Below are 21336 nucleotides of genomic sequence, written 5' to 3' on the forward strand. Positions count from 1 at the left end.
CTCCTGATTCCGTTCAGTGAGCGATCTGAATTCCGCCCAGGCATTCCTGAAAAGCTTCCAGGAGAATTTTTTCACTCAGGTGCGGTTTCTCATTTCTGAATCGGCAAATGGCATCCACCACGTCCAGCAAATCCCGGGGATCGCTCGATTTGGGCGGATTTTGAGCGTGGTAACGTGTTTCAAAAAGCTGCGTCACCAGCCAGTCGTCGTAGCGAATTCCCCTTTGTTCACAGCACTTACGAAAAATATCGCGGTATTGGCGTTCTGTGGGATGCCCGATCTCCACTTTGTGGCGGATGCGTCTGAGAAAGGCGGCGTCCACAAGTTCCGCCGGGGCCAGATTCGTGGAGAAAATGATCAGCTGTTCAAAGGGGACGGCAAACTTCTTCCCGGTCACCAGCGTCAGGAAATCGACCCGCTCCTCGAGCGGCAAAATCCAGCGGTTCAATAACTGTCGCGGAGGGACCAGCTGACGACCAAAATCGTCCAGCAGAAAGACTCCCCCATTCGCCTTCACGTGGATCGGTGCCGTGTAAAACCCGCTCCCCGCGTGAAATTTCAGGTCCAGTTGCTCCAGGCTTAACTCCCCTCCGGAAACGAGAAAGGGGCGCCGAACCTTTCGCCAGCGAGCATCGAACTGGGACTCCTCCGCCGCATCGGGACTCACCGCCTCCTCTGCCGCCCCCGTCAGGCCTGCCTCTTCCGAGGTGCGGTGCACCGCCGGGTCAAAGACAGAAATGATCTGACTGTCGACGGAGATGGCGTAAGGGACATAAATCTCCCCTCCGTAATGATTTAGCAGCCTGCCGATCGCCCGGCCGATGACGGTTTTCCCGTTACCCGGGGGACCATGCAAAAAGATCGCCTGCCCACCATTCACAGCCGGCCCGAGACGTTGGACGAGGTCTGCATCCACGATCAGCTCCCGCAGCGAGTGCTGAAGCTGCTGGGGAGTGAGCGTGAGATGCCGGATCGATTGCACCCGACACTGCCGGGAGTATTGTTCCAGAGAGACGGGGGCGGGGCCGACATAGCGGCATTCTTCGAAGGCCTCGCGCGCCCGAACTCGACCCGCTTCCGTCAAGAGGTAGCGATAGCTCAGACGGCCCATCAAATCACCGGAGGTGACCTCAACACAGCGTTCACCCTTCAGGAACTCAAGCCCCTCATCCGCCACGCTGAAGGGAAGCTTCAGGTTCCGGGAGATTTCGTAGCCCCGCAACATGCCATGCAGGTACAGGAGCTTGAGAATCAGGTTGGAAATCTGTCCCAGATGCAGATCCGCTTCGTGCAGTGATTTCGGAGCGGCAGGTGGGGCAACAGCCATGTCCGGGGGAGCGAACGACTCTTCTGTCTGCTGGGCAGCGGCCACAAGCTCCGAGACCCGTTTCAGCTGGTCCACCACCTGTTGCGAATCGTCCAAAGGGAGCGCTGCCGAAAGATTCGGCTGCACGGAAGGATCCGTTGAGGATTCTGGTTCGGGCAACATCTCGGTTCGTCCGGACGGTGGACTCGTAATCAACAGTCTTCGCCAAGCAGTCTCAGCAGATGGAAAGTGCCCGTTGCTGCCGCGGTCGCCGCGCAGCTGGCACTTCGTCTGATGAAGTGCTCACCTCCGCGCGGAGAGCACGTGGCGACTTCAACTCAGGATGCTTTAACCGCCGGTGCTCGCGTCGTCCTGATTGGCGGACTGGTACTCGATCTTCGGTGGCAGCTGGTTTTCAAGTGCACTCTTGAAGATGAACTGAACTTCCGCCGCGGGGCGTCCCACAGGATCGGCCAGGCGGGGAACAACAGCGACATGCTGACCCGCACCCGCATAGCTGGCGAGTGTTTTCTCCACGCTGCTCATGCGGGAGCTCGAGATCTCCGGAGTCGAGGCAATCGAGACATAGACCTCGCGATACTGCTCCGGAACATGAGTGAGAATCCACGCCAGCTGAGCCCGGCCGGAGCTGTTCAGATCATTCGTCTGAGGGTCAAAGTGATACTCGTAAAGCGTCGTTGCCGAGGTCCAGCCGTTCTGAACCTGAGTATCGAGAAAGGTGTGGACGGTTTCGCGGTCCGCACAGACATACGGTAGCGGCCAGTAATGCGTGCTGTGAAATTTCTGCCAGAAGGGCTGATGGTCGCCGACCGGGCGCGGATACGGGGGCCAGAGCTTTCCGTATTTATAAACCTGCCGGCTGCCCGTTGGTTCGGCGGCATGGGCTTCGTAGTATTCCTGCGAGCCTTTGCGACGTCCTTGGCTGTCGTGGAAAAGTCCCCCTGCGAGGGCCGTCTGCGACGCACCCGAGAGTAACAGCAGTCCACACGCAATCCACCGTGATCCCACCATGTCACGCCCCTGCCTGATCACCAGAGTTGTGGCCCTCACTCGGGCAGCCGCCGACGTGAGAGCCTTCTGATGCGAGTTGAACCCCACCCTGCCGCGCAAACGCAGGCCAGCTTTGTCCGCCATCCCTGCGGAACGGACAGGGGCACGAGTCCCTCGCTCTAATGGCTATCGACATTCGAATCGTCTGGTCGTGACGATAAGTTGGGATCTGCCGGGTCCGTCTCCCAACAAAAACGCCGCCCAGGCAGGGGCGGCGTTCGCGTTTCCAGTAACTCGGGTGCCGGTCAGGCTGCACGGCGGATCTCGCTCCGCTGCTGCAGGTCCAGTTCGGCGAAGACCCGCCGCATCGTCTCGACGACCCGTCGCTGACGGTCCGCTCCGAGTTCGGCGAAGATCGGGAGGGCGATCGTCTCGGCCGAGGCCCGTTCCGCATGCGGGAACTGGCCGGCGCGGTACTTCAGATTGGCAAAGCACTCCTGCAGGTGCAGGGGCCGGGGGTAGTAGATCGCACAGCCGACCCCCTGCTTTTTCATTCCGGCGAGTACGGCGTCACGCTGACCACCTTTCACCCGAATGACATACTGATTGAAGACATGGTGCCGGTCTTCCTGTTCGGTCGGCTTCACCAGGCGATGACTCAGGTGGTATTCGTCGAACATCTGGTCATAGCGTTCGGCGTTTTCACGCCGACCATCGGCCCAGCTGTCGAGGTGCTTCAACTTGACCGACAGCACCGCCGCCTGCAGGGCATCGAGCCGGCTGTTCAGTCCTACTTCCAGATGCGTATAACCGCCAGCGTCTCCGTGGACCCGCAGCCGTTTCATCCGGTTGGCGAGATCGGCATCGTCGGTGGTGATCATTCCGCCGTCCCCGGCTCCCCCCAGGTTCTTGGTGGGGAAAAAGCTGAAACAACCAATGGTTCCCAGCACCCCCGCATGACGACCCCGGTACTTGGAACCGATCGCCTGCGCGGCATCTTCCACCACTGCCAGACGGTTGCGAGTGGCGATCCGCCAGATCGGGTCCATATCGGCACACTGTCCGTACAGGTGCACCGGCATAATGGCTCGGGTCCGGGGGGTAATGGCTGCCTCGACCGCTTCCGGGCAGAGGTTATAGGTTTCCGGATCGATGTCCGCGAAAACCGGCTTCGCTCCGGCCCGCACAATACAGCTGGCGGTAGCGAAAAAGCTGTACGGTGAGGTGATGACTTCATCGCCCGGGCCGATCCCCAGCCCCATCAGGGCCAACAGGAGCGCATCGGTACCGGAGGCACAGCCGATGGCGTGGCGTGCATCGCAGTACTCGGCGATTTCGTTTTCAAAAGTTTCGACCTCTTCACCGAGGACGAAGGTCTGTCGTTCGAAGACCCGATTGACAGCTTCCTGAATCTGAGGCTTGATCGACTGATACTGGCCAACAAGGTCAATCAGCGGGACAGGGGCCTGGGCAGGGGCATCCGCAGGACGGTGCAGAGGGAGGATGTTAGACATGGTCGCGACTCCATTCGCTGAACACCCCCGGGGCGGTCTGCCACAGGGGTTCTGGGAAAGTAGACCTCGTTGAAAATCCTGTCAAGATGACGCGTTGTATCGATTGCGATGACGGAAAGGATCGGCAGCAACAGCCTGTGCGGATCAAATCTTTTCTATTAAAGTTCGTCCCGTTCAGCGGTCCGCTCCCGGGGAGTATGGCGTATGCGACGCATTGTGTTGTTTGAAGATCTTGGGGCGACTCGGTTTTCGCCAATTGCACTCTTCCGGCCGGTCTTCGAACTCCTCTGCGGACATTTCACGCTGCGGGAAAGATTGATTGAAAGCCTCCCCGTCGATGAGTGGGGGGGCTTCGTCCGCCCGCATCTGGCAGAGACCTATGCCGAACAGCAGCCCCAGGCCTCGGTGAACGACCCCGCCTGGTGGAACGCCGAGCCGACCCTGTGGGTCAACGGGCGATGCCTATTCGATCCGCAACTGCTTACCTCAGTGGACGTTGGAACGGCCGCGTGGATTGGAGACACCCTCGCGGCCGTTCATTTCCCCACGGGAATGGGGCCGTCGGAGGACTGGCTGGAGGGGTCGCAGGCACTGCAGGACCGTGCGTCAGAACTGGAACGGGTCGATATCGAAGGGACCGTCCTGCATTACCCGTGGGATCTCGTTTCCGAGAATGCTGCCTGGCTGCAGCACGACTTCCAGACCCGCATCCGCAGTGAACGTCTGTCAATCCTCGACCCGCAGTTTGCCGTCGTCGGAGACCCCGCCCACCTTTTTATCCAGGCTTCCGCCCGGATTGACCCGTTTGTCGTCGTTGATGTCACGCAGGGGCCGGTCTGGATCGCCGCCGGAGTCCGGATTCAAGCCTTCACGCGAATTGAAGGTCCCTGCTACATCGGCCCCCGCACCCAGCTGTTCCGGGCGAATCTTCGCGAAGGAACCAGCATCGGCCCGGTCTGCCGGATCGGCGGGGAAGTCGAGGGGAGCATCGTCCACGGCTTCGCCAACAAATATCATGACGGCTTTCTCGGCCACAGCTACGTCTGCCCGTGGGTCAATCTGGGGGCGTTGACCAGCAACAGCGACCTCAAAAGCGACTATTCCGACGTCAGTGTTCCACTGGAAGGGGTCAGCCTGAAGACCGGCTCCATGAAAGTCGGCTGCTTTATCGGCGACCATACCAAAACCGCGATCGGCACACTGTTTAATACCGGAACAGCCGTGGGGGTGATGTCGCTGATCCTGCCCGGGGGAGAACTGCTGCCGAAGTATATCCCCTCCTTCAGCCGGGTCTGGCACGGTTCCATCGAGCCCCTGCCGGACGGTTGTGAATCGGGAATCCGCACCGCGCAGGCCGCACTCGCCCGACGCGACCGAACCCTGACACCGGCGATGGAGCGGTTGATCCGCACCCTGTACGCCGAAACCGGACTGAAATCAGACCGCTGCTGAGCCGGTCGGTTGCGGCTACTCGAGCACTTCCGACGGATGCGCAGTCCGGTCGACGAGGGGCAGCACATGCGGGGCGTACACCGTTGTATAGGCCTTTGCCGTCCGGTGGACGTCAATCGCCTCTTTCGATTCCCAGCGTTCAATCAGAATGAACAGCCGAGGATCGGTCTGGGAATGGCAGACCTCAAACAGCAGGCAACCCGGTTCCTCCCGCGACAGCCTGGCCTGCTCCCGGAGCAGTTCCTTGACCTGGGGGATGTCCTGTTCCTGTTTGACGGTGAGAATGACGTTCAGGGCGTACATAGGCTTTACGATCAGAAAGTTCGCCGGGGATTGCCGACTCGCACTGAGTGGCGTGATGGTCGCAACGCCTGCGGACCGATCTTTGACACCGTTGGATCCGGTCCCGAGGCGACCCTATGATAACGGTCGGTCGTCGAATTGCCTCTCCGCGTCCCCCGGGTGCAGAACGTCCTGGTCGTGGACAAAGGCAAGCGGCTCCAGCCGTTCCGCCCCGGCAGACCGGGCCGAATGCGGCGTTCCCGGTGGTGTGCAGAACGAAGTGTGGAGTCACTGATGGCAGACAAGCTGCTGCAACGCATCAATTCCAAGGAAGCCAGCATCGGCGTGATCGGGTTGGGATACGTTGGCCTCCCTCTCATCGACGCTTTTTTCAATGCCGGTTTCCGGACTCTCGGGTTCGATATCGATCCCCCCAAGGTCGAGCAGCTGAATCAGGGCCGCAGCTATATTAAACACGTCTCCTCCGAACGGGTCTCGGAGTGGCGCCAAGCGGGACGGTTCGAAGCGACGGCCGACATGGATCGGCTCAGCGAGCCGGACGCCATCATCATCTGCGTCCCGACACCGCTCAACGACAGCCGCGATCCCGATCTGACTTATATCATCAAGACCGGAGAGAGCATCGCCGCCCGGCTGCGGCCCGGGCAACTGGTCGTTCTGGAAAGTACGACCTACCCGACCACCACGCGTGATGTGCTGTTGCCCATTCTGGAAAGCAGCGGACTCCAGGCGGGGAGCGATTTCTTCCTCGCTTACAGTCCGGAACGGGAAGACCCGGGAAATCCGGTTTACTCCGCAGCCAAGATCCCGAAGGTCGTGGGGGGACTCGATGAAACGAGCCTGAAACTCGCCTCCGCTCTTTATGGTCACGCTGTGGTCTCGGTCATTGCTGTCGGCTCCGCCGAAGTCGCCGAAGCGGCCAAGATTCTCGAGAACACCTACCGGGCGGTGAATATCGCGCTGGTGAATGAGCTGAAGATGCTGTTCGACCGCATGGGGATCGACGTCTGGGAAGTGATCGAAGCCGCCAAAACGAAGCCGTTCGGTTTTCAGGCGTTCTATCCGGGGCCGGGCCTCGGGGGGCACTGCATTCCGATTGACCCGTTCTATCTCACCTGGCTGGCGCGGCGGCATGGACTGTCGACCCGGTTCATCGAGCTGGCGGGGGAAGTCAATTCGCGGATGCCGGAATATGTGGTGCACCGTCTGGCGGAATTCCTCAACGATGTGGAGCGCCCCATCAAAGGAAGCCGGATCTGCCTGCTCGGGATGGCTTACAAGAAAGATGTCGATGACCCGCGCGAGAGCCCCTCATTCCATCTGATGGAACTGCTGCTGGCGCGCGGAGCCCTGATGACGTACAACGATCCGCATGTGCCGACGCTCCCGAGTATGCGTCACCACCAGCTGCCTCCCATGAGCAGCACGGAGCTGACTCCGGAATTTCTGGCAGCACAGGATTGCGTCCTGATTGCGACAGACCATTCCGCTTACGATTACCGCTTCATCGTCGAGCACTCGCGCCTGGTACTCGATACCCGCAACGCCACGCGGAATGTGCTGCACGGACGCGAGAAGATCCGCAAGGCGTAGTCCCCCGGATCACCGCATAAAGGCGACGTAGTAAAACCAGAGACCCGTCACCGACGTCGCCACGATATCGAGCACCGACAGCCAGCCGAGCGTCTTGTGCGTTCCGCTGTGGGGTGCCGGTTGCGGGGGATTGGGAAATCGCCGCCAGGCGAGGATCAGCGTCGTCGCCCACAGGACCGGAGTGCTGATCGCGAAGATCAGGTGAATCCGCAGGACGGTTCGAATGGGCTGCAGCTGCTCAACAGTCAGCCGCGGAACGTCTGGATTCTTGTTGACGATTTTCTCCCAGCCACCGTGCACGAACTGGGTGTCGACTTCGAAGGCAACAACCGCCACCAGCAGCGTGATCCCCAACAGAAGTTGCAGATTACGGTGCAGCATCCACTTTCTCCGCTTGACCGCGCGCACGCTATACAGCTGCACAGGAACGATCAGCAGGAGCGCGACGACCACGAAATCGAGCATGAAGGATGCGTCGTAGCCGAAAAAGCCGTTTTTCATGGTCGGAGCAGTTTTCACTCAAGCGCTGCAGAAGAATCTCAGGGACTGTAGCCGATTCCAGCTCTCCATGTCAGCGAGGTCGAGCGATTGTAACGGTCCTGTGGGCCAACGGGATTCACTTTGAGCGACGCTTCGGACCTGTTCGATACACGTCGGCATGGACGACTCTGATCTGCAGCTCCTGAAAACCCACCTCGAGTGGCAACAAATTCTCGAAGCCTATGCCGAGCAGACGGAAGAACAGCCTCTCCCCCCGGGGGAGTTGCATGGCCCCCGCTGGTTCAAGCGGATCGGAACGCTCCCCGGCCTGGAGGGCGTTGACCTGAATCGGGCTCACGGTCAGCTGATTGCACTGGGCTGGCTCAAGGTTCAGCTGGACGATGGGTCGGCCGGCTTGTCGTATCGGATCGCTTCGGAAGGTCGCCAGGCACTGGAACTCTGTCGTCGGCAGACGCAGCCCGTTCGAGACTCGGACACGCTCGCCGCTTGAAGCAGGTTGCGGTTCCCTGTGCCCGCGCAGCAAGCGTTTCGTTCATTGAAATGCCCATTTCCACGGGCGCGGACGGGCCGAACGACAATCAGAGCCGCTTCGGATTCTTGAGCAACTTGTCGAGCAACGGCTCGACCAGCAGTCCCGGAACAAACTTGTAAAGCTGTTCCCGACTCGCCTCCTGCCCCATGATGGCGATCTGCTTGATGAGCGTGCTGGAGATATGCGAATAGCGGTCGGCCGCCATCAGAAAAACGGTTTCAAGTTCCGGGGCAATGACGTCGTTGGCGAGTGCCATGGTGAATTCCGATTCAATGTCGGTCACCGTGCGAACTCCGCGAAGCATCACCTGAGCCCCACAGGCCCGGGCGAAGTCCACCGTCAGCCCTGAAAAACATTGCACGTCCACATTGGGCAGGTCCGACACCACATCGCGGATAAACTGCTCACGTTCGGCCGGGCTGAAGAGAGGCTGCTTGTCTGGATTGATGCCGATTCCGACCACCAGCCGGTCAAACAGGTTGGCGCTGCGACGGATGATATCTTCGTGCCCCAGCGTCAGGGGATCGAAGCTCCCGGCGTAGAGTGCGATGCGTGGCGTGGAGAGAGTCACTCAAAGGGCCCCGTTCATCTGCAGGTCGTCAACGACGGACTGCCCGGCACAGTAACACTCCTGTCGCCGTGCGGGCCCGGCGGTGCGACATGCTCAGTCCTGCTTCTTGACCTTCGGGACAGCTTTCTGAAACCCGAATTCGACGAAGTCTTTGCGAGCCTTCTCTTCCTGAGCTGCAGAAACTTTCGGGTTGGGCGCAGTCTCGACGTCGATATCGCGGCGAATCCAGCGAACTGCCTGCGTCAACGACTCCAGATAGGCCGGATTCGTCCAGGTGGTCGGGTTATGTCCGAGGTTGTTGCAGTAGACCCGTCCCTCGCCGTACTGCTTGATCCAGCAGACCGGAACATGATACCCGAATTCGGTGTTCACCCCCCGCCCTTCCGGCAGCGGGCTTTTGGCATAATCGAGGCTCATGAGCACCCGCACTTTTTCCGGCTGCCAGTGCCGGTACATGTAGATCTCTTCCTGGATGGGGAATTCCTTGCCGAACGACTGCACCAGCGGATTGGTGGGATCGAGGTTCGTCAGCGTCACATTCGCATTCGACGTCCACGGATGGCTGATGAACGTTCCGCCGATCATATCCCAGTACGGCTCGTATTCATGGAACGTGTCCATCGCCGAATGCAGACCGAGGACGCCATGGCCGGGTTGCTTGAGCCACTCCCCGAAGAAATAGGTCAGGGCTTCCGGGGAAATCGGAAGATTGCCGGTCGTGTAGAACGCAACGATGTCGTAATTCTGCAGATTCTCTTTGGTGAAATCGGCTTCGCAATCCTGGGTGCAGTCGACCTTGAACAGGCCGGTCTGCTCACCGAGCTGAGTCAACGCCACTTCCGCGGGGGAAAGGCTGAGCTGGTTCAGCTCCGCGGGACTCGGGCGATCTTTCTTGCCGTTCTTGGCTCCGGATTCCTGACGATTTACCACGCCGTGAGTGAAGCCGACGCTCTGCGTGACAAACAGGACGCGCGACGGTTGCCGCTCTGCGGCCGATGCTGTGCCGGGAAGAACCGACGACAGAAACAGGCTGAGAAAGCAGAACAGCAGGCGGCGGGACATGGCGAGTTCCTCGAACGGAGATCGAATTCGGAAGCTGGCAGGGGCAGTTGTCCATCATAAGGACTGCTGCCCCGGATTCCAGCGCAGTGCTCAATTCGATCGGTGAGACGCGAACTTCCTGTCCCCGGGGCGTGTCCCGGTGGTGCCGAACTCGTTCCGGACTGACTACGGGACAGTGGGCGGATGCAGTTCTTCCGCCAGCAGAGTCGGATCAACCGTTCGCAGGCGGCTCTGATGGACCCCGTACAGCAGATAGATCATGATTCCCAGCGCCAGCCAGATCACCAACCGCATCCAGGTGTCCAATGGCAGGAACATCATCATCGAGATGTTGACGAGAATTCCGAGCGGGGCCACGACCCAGAGCGCGGGGCAGCGGAACGGACGATGCACTTCCGGATGACGAATCCGCAACAGCATGACCGATACACAGACCATCACAAAGGCCATCAGCGTGCCGATGCTGACCATTTCTTCCAGCTTCTTGATCGGCAGGTACCCCGCCACAAGTGCGATGACCAGACCAGTTAGGATCGTTGATTTGTAGGGAGTGCGGTACTTCTCATGAATCGCGGCGAAAATACTCTGCGGCAGGAGGCCGTCGCGGGCCATCGCCAGAAAGACTCGCGCCTGACTGAGGAAGGTCACCAGCAGCACGCTGGTCATCCCCGCCAGGGCTCCCACGGCAATGATCCCTGCCGATGCCGAGAGCAGGGGGCTCTCAATGACTTCCGCTTTCTTGCGGAACACCGCCGCAACCGCCGCCTTGGTATCGATTCCCGGATACGGCTCCATGCCGGTAATCACCGCGGAGACCAGAATGTAAAGCAGGGTGCAGGAGATCAAGGCCCCCAGAATGGCGATCGGTACATCGCGTCGCGGCTTGACCGCTTCCTCGGCGTGCGTGGAAATAGAATCGAAGCCGACGTAAGCAAAGAACACCAGTGCCGCTCCGACCATCACACCGGAGAACCCATAGGGCATAAAGTTGCTGCGGACCGAGGCATCAATCGGGTCGAGCAGATGCTTAACTCCCAGCAGTGCCAGCAGTCCCCACTTCTTGTTGGCATGTGGCAGCTTGCGGATCTCGGCGACCTGTTCTGCAGGCAGACCTTCCAGCACTTCAGGGTGCTGGGTGGCCAGCATTTCTCCGCTCGTCCATTCCGTCACTCCCAGACCTTCCACTTTGCTGGCCAGTTCGGGATGACGGCTCAGGTAGTCGGACAGGTCGCCCGAGTGACGGGACTCATAGGGAATTTCTGTCCAGTTGGCGGGGGTGACGTATTTCGCGCCGAGACCAATCACGAAGAGGACCACAAACAGTTTGACGATCACCAGCAGCGTATTGGTGGTGGCACTTTGACGGATGCCCACCACCAGAATGTAGGTGACCCACATCATGATCAGCACAGCCGGCAGGTTGCCGTAGGCCCGCTGTCCCAATTCCGCAGAAAAGGGGTCCGTCGTAATCGCTGCCGGGAGCCTGATCCTGAAAAAATTGTATAGAACTTCGTTGAGATAGTGCGTCCAGTGCGAGGCCACCACGGCACAGCTCATGGCGTATTCCAGCACCAAATCCCAGCCGATGATCCACGCGAAGAGCTCACCCATCGTGGCATAGGTATACGTATAAGCACTTCCCGCAACGGGAACCATCGCCGCGAACTCGGCGTAGCAGAGCGCGGCAAAGACACATGCCAGCCCGGCCACCGCAAAGGAGAGAACCACAGAAGGACCGGCGTCTGTCGCAGCGACACGACCGGTCAGGGCGAAGATCCCTGCCCCGATAATGGCTCCCACCCCCAGCGAGGTCAGCGAAATCGGCCCGAGCACCCGATGGAGCCGGGATTCCGACTCCAACTCTTTGTTTAGCATCCCTAAAGTCTTGCGCTCGAACAGATGTTTCCACTGCATAGCTTGCTTGAGCTCTCTGTTTCAAAAGGGGCCACTCAGTTGCTTCGAGCGCGCAACAACACCGGCGTTCCGGACGTGTTTGCGGCACCAGCCATTCCTGCAGCGTCGTGCATTCACATCAGCTCAGCACAGACGACATCTGGCCCGACGGCAACATCATTCGCATCGCGCTCGGAAATCCGTCCAGATTCGGCTCGGATCATAGAGCGACTGACATTCTAAAGCAATCAGTTGAATGCGTAGAAAAGTTGGGACATTGCGCAAGAAGTTGGCCATGAGACAATCCGGACCACTCGTCCCCAATCAGAAAATCATTCCGTTTTTTGAGGGGACTCCAGCTGCACCTGAATCTGGTCGTCCTGCACCCGGACAACATAGGGCCGGCTGCGGATCTTCGACTTGGGATTATCGAGCCAGCTGCCATCTTTCACGCAGAAGCGCCACGCATGCCAAGGGCAACTGATGGCACCCTCCTCGACATATCCCGCTCCGAGTGAGGCCCCCATATGCGGACAGGCATCATCCATGGCGAAGTAGCTCCCCTGATCGAGAAAGACCGCCACCATGCGGCCTTCGACCGCATAGGTTCTTCCTTCCCCTGCGGGAATCTCACCCACGCGGGCGATCGTTACAAATTCGGACATGACTCCTGACGCCGCCTGATTGCCACTCGCATTGCCACCACGGGCGATGTTCACCGCTTTCGACAGCAGCACACATTTCCGCAGTCCCCTTGTCGGCTCCCCGCTGGAGCAAACGCGACCATTGTAGGCCCCCCTCGCCACGCCGGACAGCGAAGAGACGGTACCCCTAACGCAGCATCTCGTACTTCTTCATCTTGTTGTACAGCGTCACTCGGCTGATCCCCAGATCCCGCGCGGTCTTCGTCCGACTGAAGTTGTTCTTGCAGAGGGCCTGCTCGATGATTTCTTTCTCGCTGACGGAGACCTGTCGCTCCAGTGACCGATCCGGCTCACCGACCGCGGTGCCCAGCCGCACCGTGGGATCATTGGTCGGCCCGGCATGTCCATCGAGCAGATGAGACGGAAGCTGATCGCGGGTCAACACGCCGTCCCGGCAATAGATGACCGCCCGCTGGATCACGTGTTCGAGTTCACGAACGTTGCCTGGCCACGGATAGCTGAGCAGTGATTCGAGCACCGATTCTTCGATCCGATGAATCTGGATCGAGTGTTTCTGTGAGAACTTGGTAATGAACTTTTTCGCCATCGGAATGATGTCGACCTTCCGCCGACGCAACGGGGGAATGACGAACCTCAGCATATTCAACCGGTAATACAGGTCAGGACGAAACCGCCCCTGCTCGACCAGTGGTTGCAGTTCGAGATTGCTCGCCACGACCAAACGGGCCTGCGAGCGGAGAGTCGTATTCGAACCGACCGGCTCAAATTCACCGGTCTCAATCACCCGTAGCAGCTTGACCTGCTGTTCCGGTCCCAGCACGTCGATTTCGTCGAGCAGCACGGTTCCTTTGCGAGCGGCGACAAACTTGCCGTCTTTCTCCGCATGAGCACTGGTGAACGCCCCTTTGGCGTGCCCGAACAGTTCACTCTCGATCAGTTCGCGCGGCAAGGCACCGCAGGCGACATGCAGGAACGGCTCCTGTCGCCGCGGGGAAGCCTCGTGAATCAGGTTCGAGAGAAATGTCTTGCCCGACCCGGTTTCACCGATGAGCAGAATGGTGACATCATGACTGGCTGCAATCATGAGATCTTCGAGCATCTTCTTCAGTTCGGGGGAGCGGGTTTCAAAGCGTCGCGTGACTCCCTCGAACACCGCTTCCCCGAAGGTTCCCGGGTCCCGTGTGAGGGGAACAGGAACATCGACGGGTGCCGGAAGGGACTCTTTCGCCGGCTGCAGGAGTTCGTCGATCAGCTGTTTCACCTGAACCGGTGTGTGAGGACCACGCATCAAGACGAGCGAAGTCTCCGACGCTCGCCGGGCCAGAACTTCGGGACAGGCTGCCGAGACGAGACAGGCGACCCGCATCCCGGGGAAACGGGCCCGTAAGGTGTCGAGCAGCTGCGCTGCCCCATGTCCCCCGTCAATGAACTGCCGGACATCGAGGATGAGCAATTCCGCAGGCCGATCGAGGAGCAAGGCGGCAATACTGGAAAAACTGGTGGTGACGCTCAGGGCACACTCAGGCGTGCACAGTTCCAGAAGCTGACGGCCGAGCGGTTCGTCAGCACTGGCGAGCAAAACCGTGGGGCGACTCATGCGAATCCCTTTGTGGCACCGGGGTGAGAGATTCGACCGTTTCTCTCACACCGGCATTTGGATAACTGAACGGGCTGTATGCGTTACTTCACAGCAAGCGTGTCGCCACAAGTTCAAATCCAGTGCCGCAATGGCCTCCCGTAAAACACTCACAACACTTAACGAAAAACACTGCCAACACTTACAACAATCGACTTCTTTCAGACTGCGTGTTTCTCCTTCACAACACACGTGGCGAAACAAACACGGACCCCGGGCAACACGTTGTCAAACGGCAACACCTCGGTCCTTCGCAGCGCTCAGCGAAAGTCACAGCCGATCGGAAAGACCGGCACCCCTGAGAACATTTGGAGTCTGGATGGCCTCGCCATCGCCGCGCGGATGTCAGCGCTTCACCCTACGCAGCGTTTGCGGCGCGGGCACAGGGAAGAGCAACCTACTGGAGCGAATCTCAAATACGCTTGGCGTTCTGGCGGCGGAAAACCAAGCGTTCAATCAAGGTTGGTCGCTGAAACGCCGCGACATTTCCCCGGGATCGGGGCTAGGGCATTTTGTTTATTGATCTACCCGTTCTTGCCACGCGGAACTGAGCATTTCATCACACGAAACGCTTGCTGCGCGGGCACCGGAAAGAGCAACCTGCTCTAAACGCCCGCTTCGGCCAGCATCTGTCGCGAGATCCTCACACCGGCGTCGTCGCTTTCCTGAAGGTCCCGGGGAGTGTCAGGGTATTCGCGGGACAGGCGGGCGAGTTCGTCGTACACAGAAAAGAAGAGACTCAACAGCCGGGGATCAAACTGTCGACCGTTCCCCTGGGCCATCAGGTCGAGGACTTCAGAGTTGGACAGAGCCCGACGATACACACGATCGTGAGACAGAGCATCATACACATCGACAATCGAGACAATACGGGCTGCCTCAGGAATCTGCCTGCCGACCAGCCCCGCCGGGTATCCCCGTCCGTTCCAGTGTTCGTGATGGGCCAGAGCGATGTCATGAGCCATCTGCAGCACCGGGCAATAGGAGTTCTCCAGCAGACGCCCGCCGATCACCGTATGCAGCTTCATCGTCTCAAATTCTTCCCGGCTGAGCGGACCGGGCTTGCGGAGAATCGCATCGGGAATGGCAATCTTTCCCAGATCGTGCATCGGGGCGGCCATGCGGATCCTGCGAGTCTCCTCGGCTGACCAGCCTGCTGCGCGGGCGAGGACTTCACTGAGCAACCCGGTTCTACGGATATGTCCGCCCGTTTCCTCATCGCGATAGACCGTCGCATTCACCAGTCGATGGATCGTCTCCTCCTGTGCCAGTTGCAGAGCCCGCTTCTGTCCCGCGATCTGACGTTCGAGGTGGTGAGTGTAGTCCTGCTGATGCGACCAGACCCGCTGTCGGTCGAGAGCACGCTGAATGTGCACGAAGAGTTCATCACGCTGCACCGGCTTCAGCAGAAATCCCGCCGCTCCGCCGATGAACGCTTTCACAGCGAGCGGCTGATCGGCGGGGTCGCTCAGAATCAGCAACTGACTGCGAATTCCGGCCGGTGTCTTTTCAATCTCGGGAATGAGTTCCAGACCCATTCCGTCGGGAAGGCGGTTTTCACACAGAATGATCTGGGGCGATTCGCTGCGCAGCCGTTCCCGCGCCGCTGCGAGACTTTTCACCCAGGCCGCAGCATACCCCGGTACTGCCAGCCAATCGGACAACTCCCGCGAGATTGCGGCGTTGTTGCTGACGATCAGAATCCGAGGAATGTCACCTGGGAACATCTGCATGCGGGCTTCTGCCTCCTCTGTAAACATACAGAAGAATTCGGCACGCGGACGTCAGGAGATGTGAAATCAACTGGTTCTTGTCGACAGGAGCGACTTCTCAGACTGCAACACGAAGAACCGGCGGAGTTTGACAGTCGAAAATTGCAGCAGTTGACAGGACTCGCTTCCGCTTTTGCCAGCAAATCGGGTCGCAACAGAAATGCGGAGTACAGCGATTTCACCGGTCACACTGATTCATCAGGAACCGATTCGAAGCGCGTGGGAGGGCCCTCCAGCGCCACTCGCACCAGCGTCGCCAATTCCAGCGACGTGAACGGCTTCTGCAGGTAGTGAACATCACTCCGGGAAATCCCCCGACGGACGACGGCATCGTCCATGTATCCGCTCATGAACAGGACCCGAATCTCCGGACGACGAACCTGAATCTGATCAAACAGCTGCCGCCCCCCCAGGGTCGGAATCACCACGTCGGTCAGCAGCAGGGAAATTTCTCCATCATGGTTTTCGGCAATCCGCAGCGCCTCGTGTCCCTCGGCGGCTGCCAGCACGTGATAGCCGCAGCTGGAGAGGATTTCGCCCACCAGCGAGCGCACACCGGCTTCGTCCTCCACAAGAAGAATCGTTTCGGTGCCGTGCGGCAACGGCTGGTTCACCGCGGGCTTGGGTTCCGGAAGGGGAGGAGCATCCGAACGGGGAAGGTCGATCGTGACCGTGGTCCCCTGCCCCGGCTGGCTTGTCACCTGAATGGAACCACCCGACTGCTTGATGATTCCATGCACCACCGGCAGCCCCAAACCTGTCCCCTGACCGACCGCTTTGGTCGTGAAGAACGGCTCGAAGATATGTGCCATGACTTCCGGCGTCATCCCGGTGCCCGTGTCGGTAATCGTCAGCCGCACGTAGGGACCGGGCTGCAGGTCCTGACGCATCTCCGCTTCCCGTTCATCGATCAGGACATTCTTCGTCTTGATCGTGAACAGTCCCCCATCCGGCATCGCGTCCCGAGAATTCAGAGCGAGATTCAGCAGCACCTGCTCCAGCTGTCCCGCATCGGCCTGGACCTGTCCCAGATCTCCCGGAAGCGAGGTCGTCAGCTCGATATCTTCGCCGATCAGTCGCCGCAGCATCGATTCGGTATCGCGGACCACCCCGTTCAGATCGAGCAGTCGCGGGGTGAGGACCTGACGACGGCTGAAGGCGAGCAACTGCTTGGTCAGGCCGGTTGAACGCTCACCCGCTTTGCGGATTTCGCGGAGCATTTCGTAGTTGGGATGTCCCGGCGGCGTCTGTGCCAGCAGCAGCTCGCAATAAACGTTGATGACGGTGAGCAGGTTGTTGAAGTCGTGGGCCACGCCCCCTGCGAGCTGACCGATCGCTTCCATTTTCTGCGCATGACGAAACTGCTCCTCGAGGCGGCGGCGCGCCGAGATATCGGTCTGCACGCTGACGAAGTGGGTCAGCAGGCCGTCATCATTCCGCACCGGAAAGATCGACAGTTCATTCCAGAACGAGGAGCCGTCTTTGCGGTAGTTGAGAATCTCAACCGTGCAAGGCTTCCCTTGGGCGATCGCTTCGTGCAGACGCTGAGCCGTGGCCCGGTCGGTCTCCGGTCCCTGCAGAGCGCGGGGATTGCGACCCAAGAGTTCGGCAGGCGTGTATCCGGTGATGCGCGTCACGCCGGGACTGGCGTAGATAATGGGATTCCCCGGCTGCTTGGGGTCGGTAATCAGAATTCCCTGTGTCACAGCCCCCATCGCCCGGTCCAGCAGCCGCAGATCCTGTTCTGCTTTCTTGCGAGCAGTCACATCTTCGATGACGGCCACGCCCCCCAGAATCTCCCCACCGGCTCCCCTGATCGGAACCGCGGTATTGCTGATCGTCTTGCGGGTCCCATCGAAGGACTGAATTTCGACTTCCGCCTCTTTGGTCGTTTCACCGGTCCGAACCGCACGTGCAAGGGCACGCTCCTGGTTCTCCAGCTGTCGACCGGTCTCCGGGTCAAAACCCTGATAGAGATTGTAATTCTCAACCCCCACCAGCGGAGCCCCACCCCAGATGCGTTCCGCAGCCGGATTCACCAGCGTGATGTTCCCTTGGGCGTCCGTCACGAAGACCCCGACAGGGAGCGTGTTCAAAATCGTGCGCAGCTGCTGCTCGCTGGTGCGCAGCGCTTCTTCGGAGTGTTTCTGTCCGGTGATGTCGAGAGCCATTCCCCCCACCGCCATCCCTGTTTCGGGATGCGGAAGTGGAAACATATAGACGAGAAAATGCCCGACCTTGCCGTCTTTATACAGACCTTCGGTCACCGTCTGGACGTAGTTGTCGGTCTGAATGACCGTCTGCACATAACGCGAATATTCTTCAGCGCGTTGCCTGTCAAAAAGTTCGTACAGCGACCGGCCGATTGGATTTTCTGCAGCAAACTGCAGAGATTGGTGCCCGACACGATTCAGATAAAGCAGGTTGAGATCCTGATCCAGAATCCACGCTACCGCCGGGCTGTGCTCCATGAACGAACGGAATTGCCGCTCACTGACCCGCAGCGCTTCCTCCGCCTCCTTCTGTGCGGAAATATCGCGTGCCAGCCCGATAATCCCTTGCAGCCGACCCTGCAGATCGCGAAACGGAGCTTTGGTCGTCAGAAAGGTACGGGCCTTTCCCCCCAGCATCAGGAGCCGCTCCCGAGTCACCGGTTTGTCCAGTTCCAGCGGTGCCTGATCTCCCTGCTGAAAATACGCGACAAGTTCCGGTGAGAAAAAACGACTGTCTTCCTGGCCGAGAATCTCGTCCACCGAAGAGCCGAAGAGCTCTGCCGCAGCCGGGTTGACCAGCAGATACTTCCCTTCAAGATCTTTCACAAACAGCGCGTCCGGGACCCCGTCGGCCACTGCCCGCAACAGCTCCTTCTTCCGCCGCAGTTCGGTTTCGGACCGCTTCAGGTCATCAATATCAGTCCAGGTTCCCAGCCAGACCATCGTCGCTCCCCCGGCATCACGCACCGGGACACCCTGCGCCAGATACCACCGATAGCTGCCATCGGCGACCCGCAGCCGATATTCATTCCGGTAAGCGACCTCTTCCCGGACAGCCTTCATCCAGTGATCCCGGCTGCGCTGGCGATCTTCGGGATGGAGCAGATCGAGCCACCCCCAGTCACAGGCGGCGGCGCTGCTGATCCCCAGCTTCTCTTCCACCTGCCGGTTCAGAAAGTTGGTTCGGCCGGTGTGATCCGCTTTCCAGACCATGTGCGGAATGGTTTCCAGCAACACCTGGAGGCGGTGTTCATCTTCGGCGGGCGGCGCAGGATTCGCTCCACCAGCGTCCGACTTCTTCCGGCCTTCCTCCGTCCGGCGACGCGCCGATTTCAATTCAATCCCACTCTCAGCCCGTTCAACGTGAAGGCTGAAGTCAGAAGCGGCTCCCGCAGGCAACAGGAATCGCGATAACGCTCTCTGCAGGCGGGCCGGATCGTTCGCAGGGATGAACTCAGAAATCCCAGCGTGATAGAGATCAGCAACTGCGGCCTCACCGATGGTCCCGGCAATGACGAGCACCGGGAGCGACGCTGCCTGCGTGCGCACGCTGCGCAGGACCTCTTCCACAAATTCAATCGAAGGAGCACCATCGACGATGACCGCATCCCAGGTCTGCCCCGAGAGTCGAGAGTGAAGCTCATTGAGCGTCGAGACCGACGGAACAGGTTGCTCAAGAAATACCGAGCGGAGAGCGGGGGAGCACTCTCTTCCGGAAGCCGCGATCAGCAGCCGAAGAGGAACGGCCATACATTGCTACCTGGAGAATTTCTGAAACACATCCCTCCCCGCTAGAGACGATGTACTGAATAGCAAACCAGCCCGAGAAATGCATCTCTATCGGGTTTCCGTCCATCGGCAACACGCAGCCAGCGAGCGTGGGACTCACATCCTCTGTTGTAGCCCCGCTGCAGAGGAGGGCGCAGCTTCCAATCGATCCTGCCACTCGGATTCCGCCACTGGAAGCGCCGGTCCACTCGCCCGGCGCTGACGGACAGAGCGCCGCATTGAACCCGACTCAGGCGAGGAGTGCCTGCACGACTTCTCCGTGCACGTCAGTCAACCGGAAATCCCGTCCCTGAAAGCGATAAACGAGCTGTGTGTGGTCAAATCCCAACAGGTGAAGAATGGTCGCCTGCAGGTCGTGGAGATGAACCTGATTTTCCACAGTCTCGAAGCCAAGCTCATCTGTTTCGCCGTAACTCAGCCCCCCTTTCACTCCCCCTCCCGCCATCCACATGGTGTAACAATCGGGATAATGATCGCGTCCAAGAATCGCCCCGGAAGAGGTCCGCCCTTCCCGAAACGGAGTCCGCCCGAATTCGCCGCCGCAGATCACCAGCGTGTCCTCCAGCAGGCCGCGCTGTCGCAGGTCCTTCAGGAGCGCCGCGACGGGACGATCCATCGTCGCGCACTTGCGGACCAGTCCATCGCCGATCCCTTCATCAGGGCGGGTCCCATGAAAATCCCAGCCCCAGTCGAACAGCTGCACGTAACGGACTCCCTGCTCGATCAGCCGGCGGGCCAGCAGACAGTTGTTGGCGAAGCTCGCCGCGCCCGGTTCGGCCCCGTAAGCCTGCAGCAGATGCTGCGGTTCGCGACTGATGTCCATCACTTCCGGAACAGAGGTCTGCATCCGGAAAGCGAGCTCGTATTGAGCGATACGGGTCAATGTCTCCGGATGCCCCAGTTCTTCCATCTGCAGCTGATTCAGATCCCGCAGTGCGTCGAGCGTGTCGCGTCGCAGCTCACGATCCATTCCGGCGGGATCGGAAACATAGAGCACAGGGTCCCCCTTCGACCGGCATTGGACTCCCTGGTAAACAGACGGCAGAAAGCCGCTGCCGTACGAGTTCTGACCGGCATTCGGCTGCGTGCCGCTGGAGATCAGCACCACGAAACCGGGAAGATTGTCATTCTCGGACCCGAGTCCATAAGTGACCCACGCCCCCAGGGAGGGTCGTCCCGGTCGGGGTGACCCGCTGAACGCCATCAGTTCAGCCGGAGCATGATTGAACTGGTCCGTGAACATCGATTTGACCATGCAGATTTCATCGGCCACCTGATGCAGGTTCGGAATCACTTCCGACATCCACATCCCCGATTCCCCTTGCCGGGAAAAACGAAAGGGGGTCCCCATCAGTCGAGGGACACCGGTGGTGAAGGCAAACCGCTTGCCCTTCAGAATGGATTCAGGAGTCTCTTCACCATTGCGGCGGACGAGCTCCGGCTTGTAGTCATACATGTCCAGATTCGGCGGAGATCCTGTCAGGTGCAGATAGATCACCCGGCGGGCCCTCGCAGGGAACTGGGACGGGCGGGCGGACATGGGATTCCGCACTTCCGGCAGCGAGGCTGCAGCTGCCGGACGATCCTGCAGGAGTCCGGACAGGGCAATTCCTCCCAGCCCCAGGCCGGTCTGTCCCAGAAAATGCCGACGGGTCTGCTGCTGAAGATACCAGTCAGAAGTTATCATAAGGTGTGTTCCTACCGATTGGTCATTTGCAGACAGGGTGTTCCGTGTTGCTCAGT

Annotated in this window: 16 protein-coding genes; 3 read left to right on the forward strand and 13 right to left on the reverse strand. The window is 59.7% G+C overall.

Going from position 1 to position 21336, the window contains the following annotated elements; translation table 11 throughout:
- Positions 1-13: 13 nt before the first annotated feature.
- The 3 genes from SH664x_RS17960 to SH664x_RS17970 form a co-directional block, all read right to left on the reverse strand.
- Positions 14-1453 carry an ATPase gene (locus SH664x_RS17960; RefSeq protein ID WP_437203224.1) on the reverse strand — a complete coding sequence of 480 codons (1440 nt, stop codon included), beginning with the start codon at positions 1451-1453 and terminating at the stop codon, positions 14-16.
- Positions 1454-1654: 201 nt separating this feature from the next.
- On the reverse strand, positions 1655-2338 hold the full coding sequence (locus tag SH664x_RS17965) for a hypothetical protein (RefSeq protein ID WP_437203225.1): 684 nt from the start codon (positions 2336-2338) through the stop codon (positions 1655-1657).
- 284 nt (positions 2339-2622) lie between these two features.
- On the reverse strand, positions 2623-3831 hold the full coding sequence (locus SH664x_RS17970) for a DegT/DnrJ/EryC1/StrS family aminotransferase (RefSeq protein WP_437203227.1): 1209 nt from the start codon (positions 3829-3831) through the stop codon (positions 2623-2625).
- Between the two features lie 204 nt (positions 3832-4035).
- On the opposite strand from SH664x_RS17970, the gene SH664x_RS17975 reads away from it, so the two are divergent.
- Positions 4036-5283 (forward strand): putative sugar nucleotidyl transferase, encoded by a 1248-nt coding sequence (locus SH664x_RS17975; protein ID WP_437203228.1) that lies wholly within the window; start codon positions 4036-4038, stop codon positions 5281-5283.
- A gap of 15 nt (positions 5284-5298) precedes the next feature.
- On the opposite strand, the gene SH664x_RS17980 is transcribed toward SH664x_RS17975, so the two are convergent.
- Positions 5299-5586, reverse strand: coding sequence for a putative quinol monooxygenase (locus SH664x_RS17980; RefSeq protein WP_437203230.1), 288 nt, complete (start codon positions 5584-5586; stop codon positions 5299-5301).
- Positions 5587-5859: 273 nt separating this feature from the next.
- Between SH664x_RS17980 and SH664x_RS17985 the strand changes: the two genes are divergently transcribed.
- The gene (locus tag SH664x_RS17985; protein ID WP_437203231.1) at positions 5860-7179 is read left to right on the forward strand and encodes a nucleotide sugar dehydrogenase; all 1320 of its coding nucleotides are present in this window, start codon (positions 5860-5862) and stop codon (positions 7177-7179) included.
- 9 nt (positions 7180-7188) lie between these two features.
- On the opposite strand, the gene SH664x_RS17990 is transcribed toward SH664x_RS17985, so the two are convergent.
- Positions 7189-7698, reverse strand: coding sequence for a DUF420 domain-containing protein (locus tag SH664x_RS17990; RefSeq protein WP_437203232.1), 510 nt, complete (start codon positions 7696-7698; stop codon positions 7189-7191).
- A gap of 139 nt (positions 7699-7837) precedes the next feature.
- On the opposite strand from SH664x_RS17990, the gene SH664x_RS17995 reads away from it, so the two are divergent.
- Positions 7838-8170 (forward strand): hypothetical protein, encoded by a 333-nt coding sequence (locus tag SH664x_RS17995; RefSeq protein WP_437203234.1) that lies wholly within the window; start codon positions 7838-7840, stop codon positions 8168-8170.
- Between the two features lie 88 nt (positions 8171-8258).
- Here the strand turns inward: SH664x_RS17995 and coaD are convergent, their stop codons facing one another.
- The 8 genes from coaD to SH664x_RS18035 all read right to left on the reverse strand — a co-directional run bounded on the left by coaD (position 8259) and on the right by SH664x_RS18035 (position 21280).
- Positions 8259-8783: a pantetheine-phosphate adenylyltransferase gene (coaD, locus tag SH664x_RS18000; protein WP_437203235.1), complete on the reverse strand. Its 525-nt coding sequence runs from the start codon at positions 8781-8783 to the stop codon at positions 8259-8261.
- Positions 8784-8876: 93 nt separating this feature from the next.
- Positions 8877-9845, reverse strand: a complete 969-nt coding sequence (locus SH664x_RS18005; RefSeq protein ID WP_437203236.1) for a ThuA domain-containing protein — start codon at positions 9843-9845, stop codon at positions 8877-8879.
- 165 nt (positions 9846-10010) lie between these two features.
- The gene (locus tag SH664x_RS18010) at positions 10011-11759 is read right to left on the reverse strand and encodes an amino acid permease (RefSeq protein WP_437203238.1); all 1749 of its coding nucleotides are present in this window, start codon (positions 11757-11759) and stop codon (positions 10011-10013) included.
- Positions 11760-12070: 311 nt separating this feature from the next.
- Positions 12071-12403 (reverse strand): Rieske (2Fe-2S) protein, encoded by a 333-nt coding sequence (locus SH664x_RS18015; protein ID WP_437203239.1) that lies wholly within the window; start codon positions 12401-12403, stop codon positions 12071-12073.
- Between the two features lie 166 nt (positions 12404-12569).
- Positions 12570-14000, reverse strand: a complete 1431-nt coding sequence (locus SH664x_RS18020; RefSeq protein WP_437203241.1) for a sigma 54-interacting transcriptional regulator — start codon at positions 13998-14000, stop codon at positions 12570-12572.
- Positions 14001-14644: 644 nt separating this feature from the next.
- Positions 14645-15772, reverse strand: coding sequence for an HD-GYP domain-containing protein (locus SH664x_RS18025; protein WP_437203242.1), 1128 nt, complete (start codon positions 15770-15772; stop codon positions 14645-14647).
- A 224-nt stretch (positions 15773-15996) separates the two neighbouring features.
- Positions 15997-19554, reverse strand: coding sequence for a PAS domain S-box protein (locus SH664x_RS18030; protein WP_437203243.1), 3558 nt, complete (start codon positions 19552-19554; stop codon positions 15997-15999).
- Between the two features lie 268 nt (positions 19555-19822).
- Complete coding sequence (locus SH664x_RS18035; RefSeq protein ID WP_437203245.1) at positions 19823-21280, reverse strand: DUF1501 domain-containing protein; 1458 nt, start codon at positions 21278-21280, stop codon at positions 19823-19825.
- Between the last annotated feature and the right edge of the window lie 56 nt (positions 21281-21336).

The organism is Planctomicrobium aquicomposti (assembly GCF_051466325.1).
Lineage (GTDB): Bacteria > Planctomycetota > Planctomycetia > Planctomycetales > Planctomycetaceae > Planctomicrobium.

Bases quoted from the DNA above. Each gene is read 5' to 3' on its own strand.
- SH664x_RS18030 (WP_437203243.1), bottom strand. From the start codon at position 19,554: ATGGCCGTTCCTCTTCGGCTGCTGATCGCGGCTTCCGGAAGAGAGTGC.
- SH664x_RS18020 (WP_437203241.1), bottom strand. From the start codon at position 14,000: ATGAGTCGCCCCACGGTTTTGCTCGCCAGTGCTGACGAACCGCTCGGC.
- SH664x_RS17970 (WP_437203227.1), bottom strand. From the start codon at position 3,831: ATGTCTAACATCCTCCCTCTGCACCGTCCTGCGGATGCCCCTGCCCAG.
- SH664x_RS18015 (WP_437203239.1), bottom strand. From the start codon at position 12,403: ATGTCCGAATTTGTAACGATCGCCCGCGTGGGTGAGATTCCCGCAGGG.
- SH664x_RS17965 (WP_437203225.1), bottom strand. From the start codon at position 2,338: ATGGTGGGATCACGGTGGATTGCGTGTGGACTGCTGTTACTCTCGGGT.
- SH664x_RS17975 (WP_437203228.1), top strand. From the start codon at position 4,036: ATGCGACGCATTGTGTTGTTTGAAGATCTTGGGGCGACTCGGTTTTCG.
- SH664x_RS18005 (WP_437203236.1), bottom strand. From the start codon at position 9,845: ATGTCCCGCCGCCTGCTGTTCTGCTTTCTCAGCCTGTTTCTGTCGTCG.
- SH664x_RS18025 (WP_437203242.1), bottom strand. From the start codon at position 15,772: ATGCAGATGTTCCCAGGTGACATTCCTCGGATTCTGATCGTCAGCAAC.
- SH664x_RS17995 (WP_437203234.1), top strand. From the start codon at position 7,838: ATGGACGACTCTGATCTGCAGCTCCTGAAAACCCACCTCGAGTGGCAA.
- SH664x_RS17985 (WP_437203231.1), top strand. From the start codon at position 5,860: ATGGCAGACAAGCTGCTGCAACGCATCAATTCCAAGGAAGCCAGCATC.
- SH664x_RS17980 (WP_437203230.1), bottom strand. From the start codon at position 5,586: ATGTACGCCCTGAACGTCATTCTCACCGTCAAACAGGAACAGGACATC.
- SH664x_RS18035 (WP_437203245.1), bottom strand. From the start codon at position 21,280: ATGATAACTTCTGACTGGTATCTTCAGCAGCAGACCCGTCGGCATTTT.
- SH664x_RS18010 (WP_437203238.1), bottom strand. From the start codon at position 11,759: ATGCAGTGGAAACATCTGTTCGAGCGCAAGACTTTAGGGATGCTAAAC.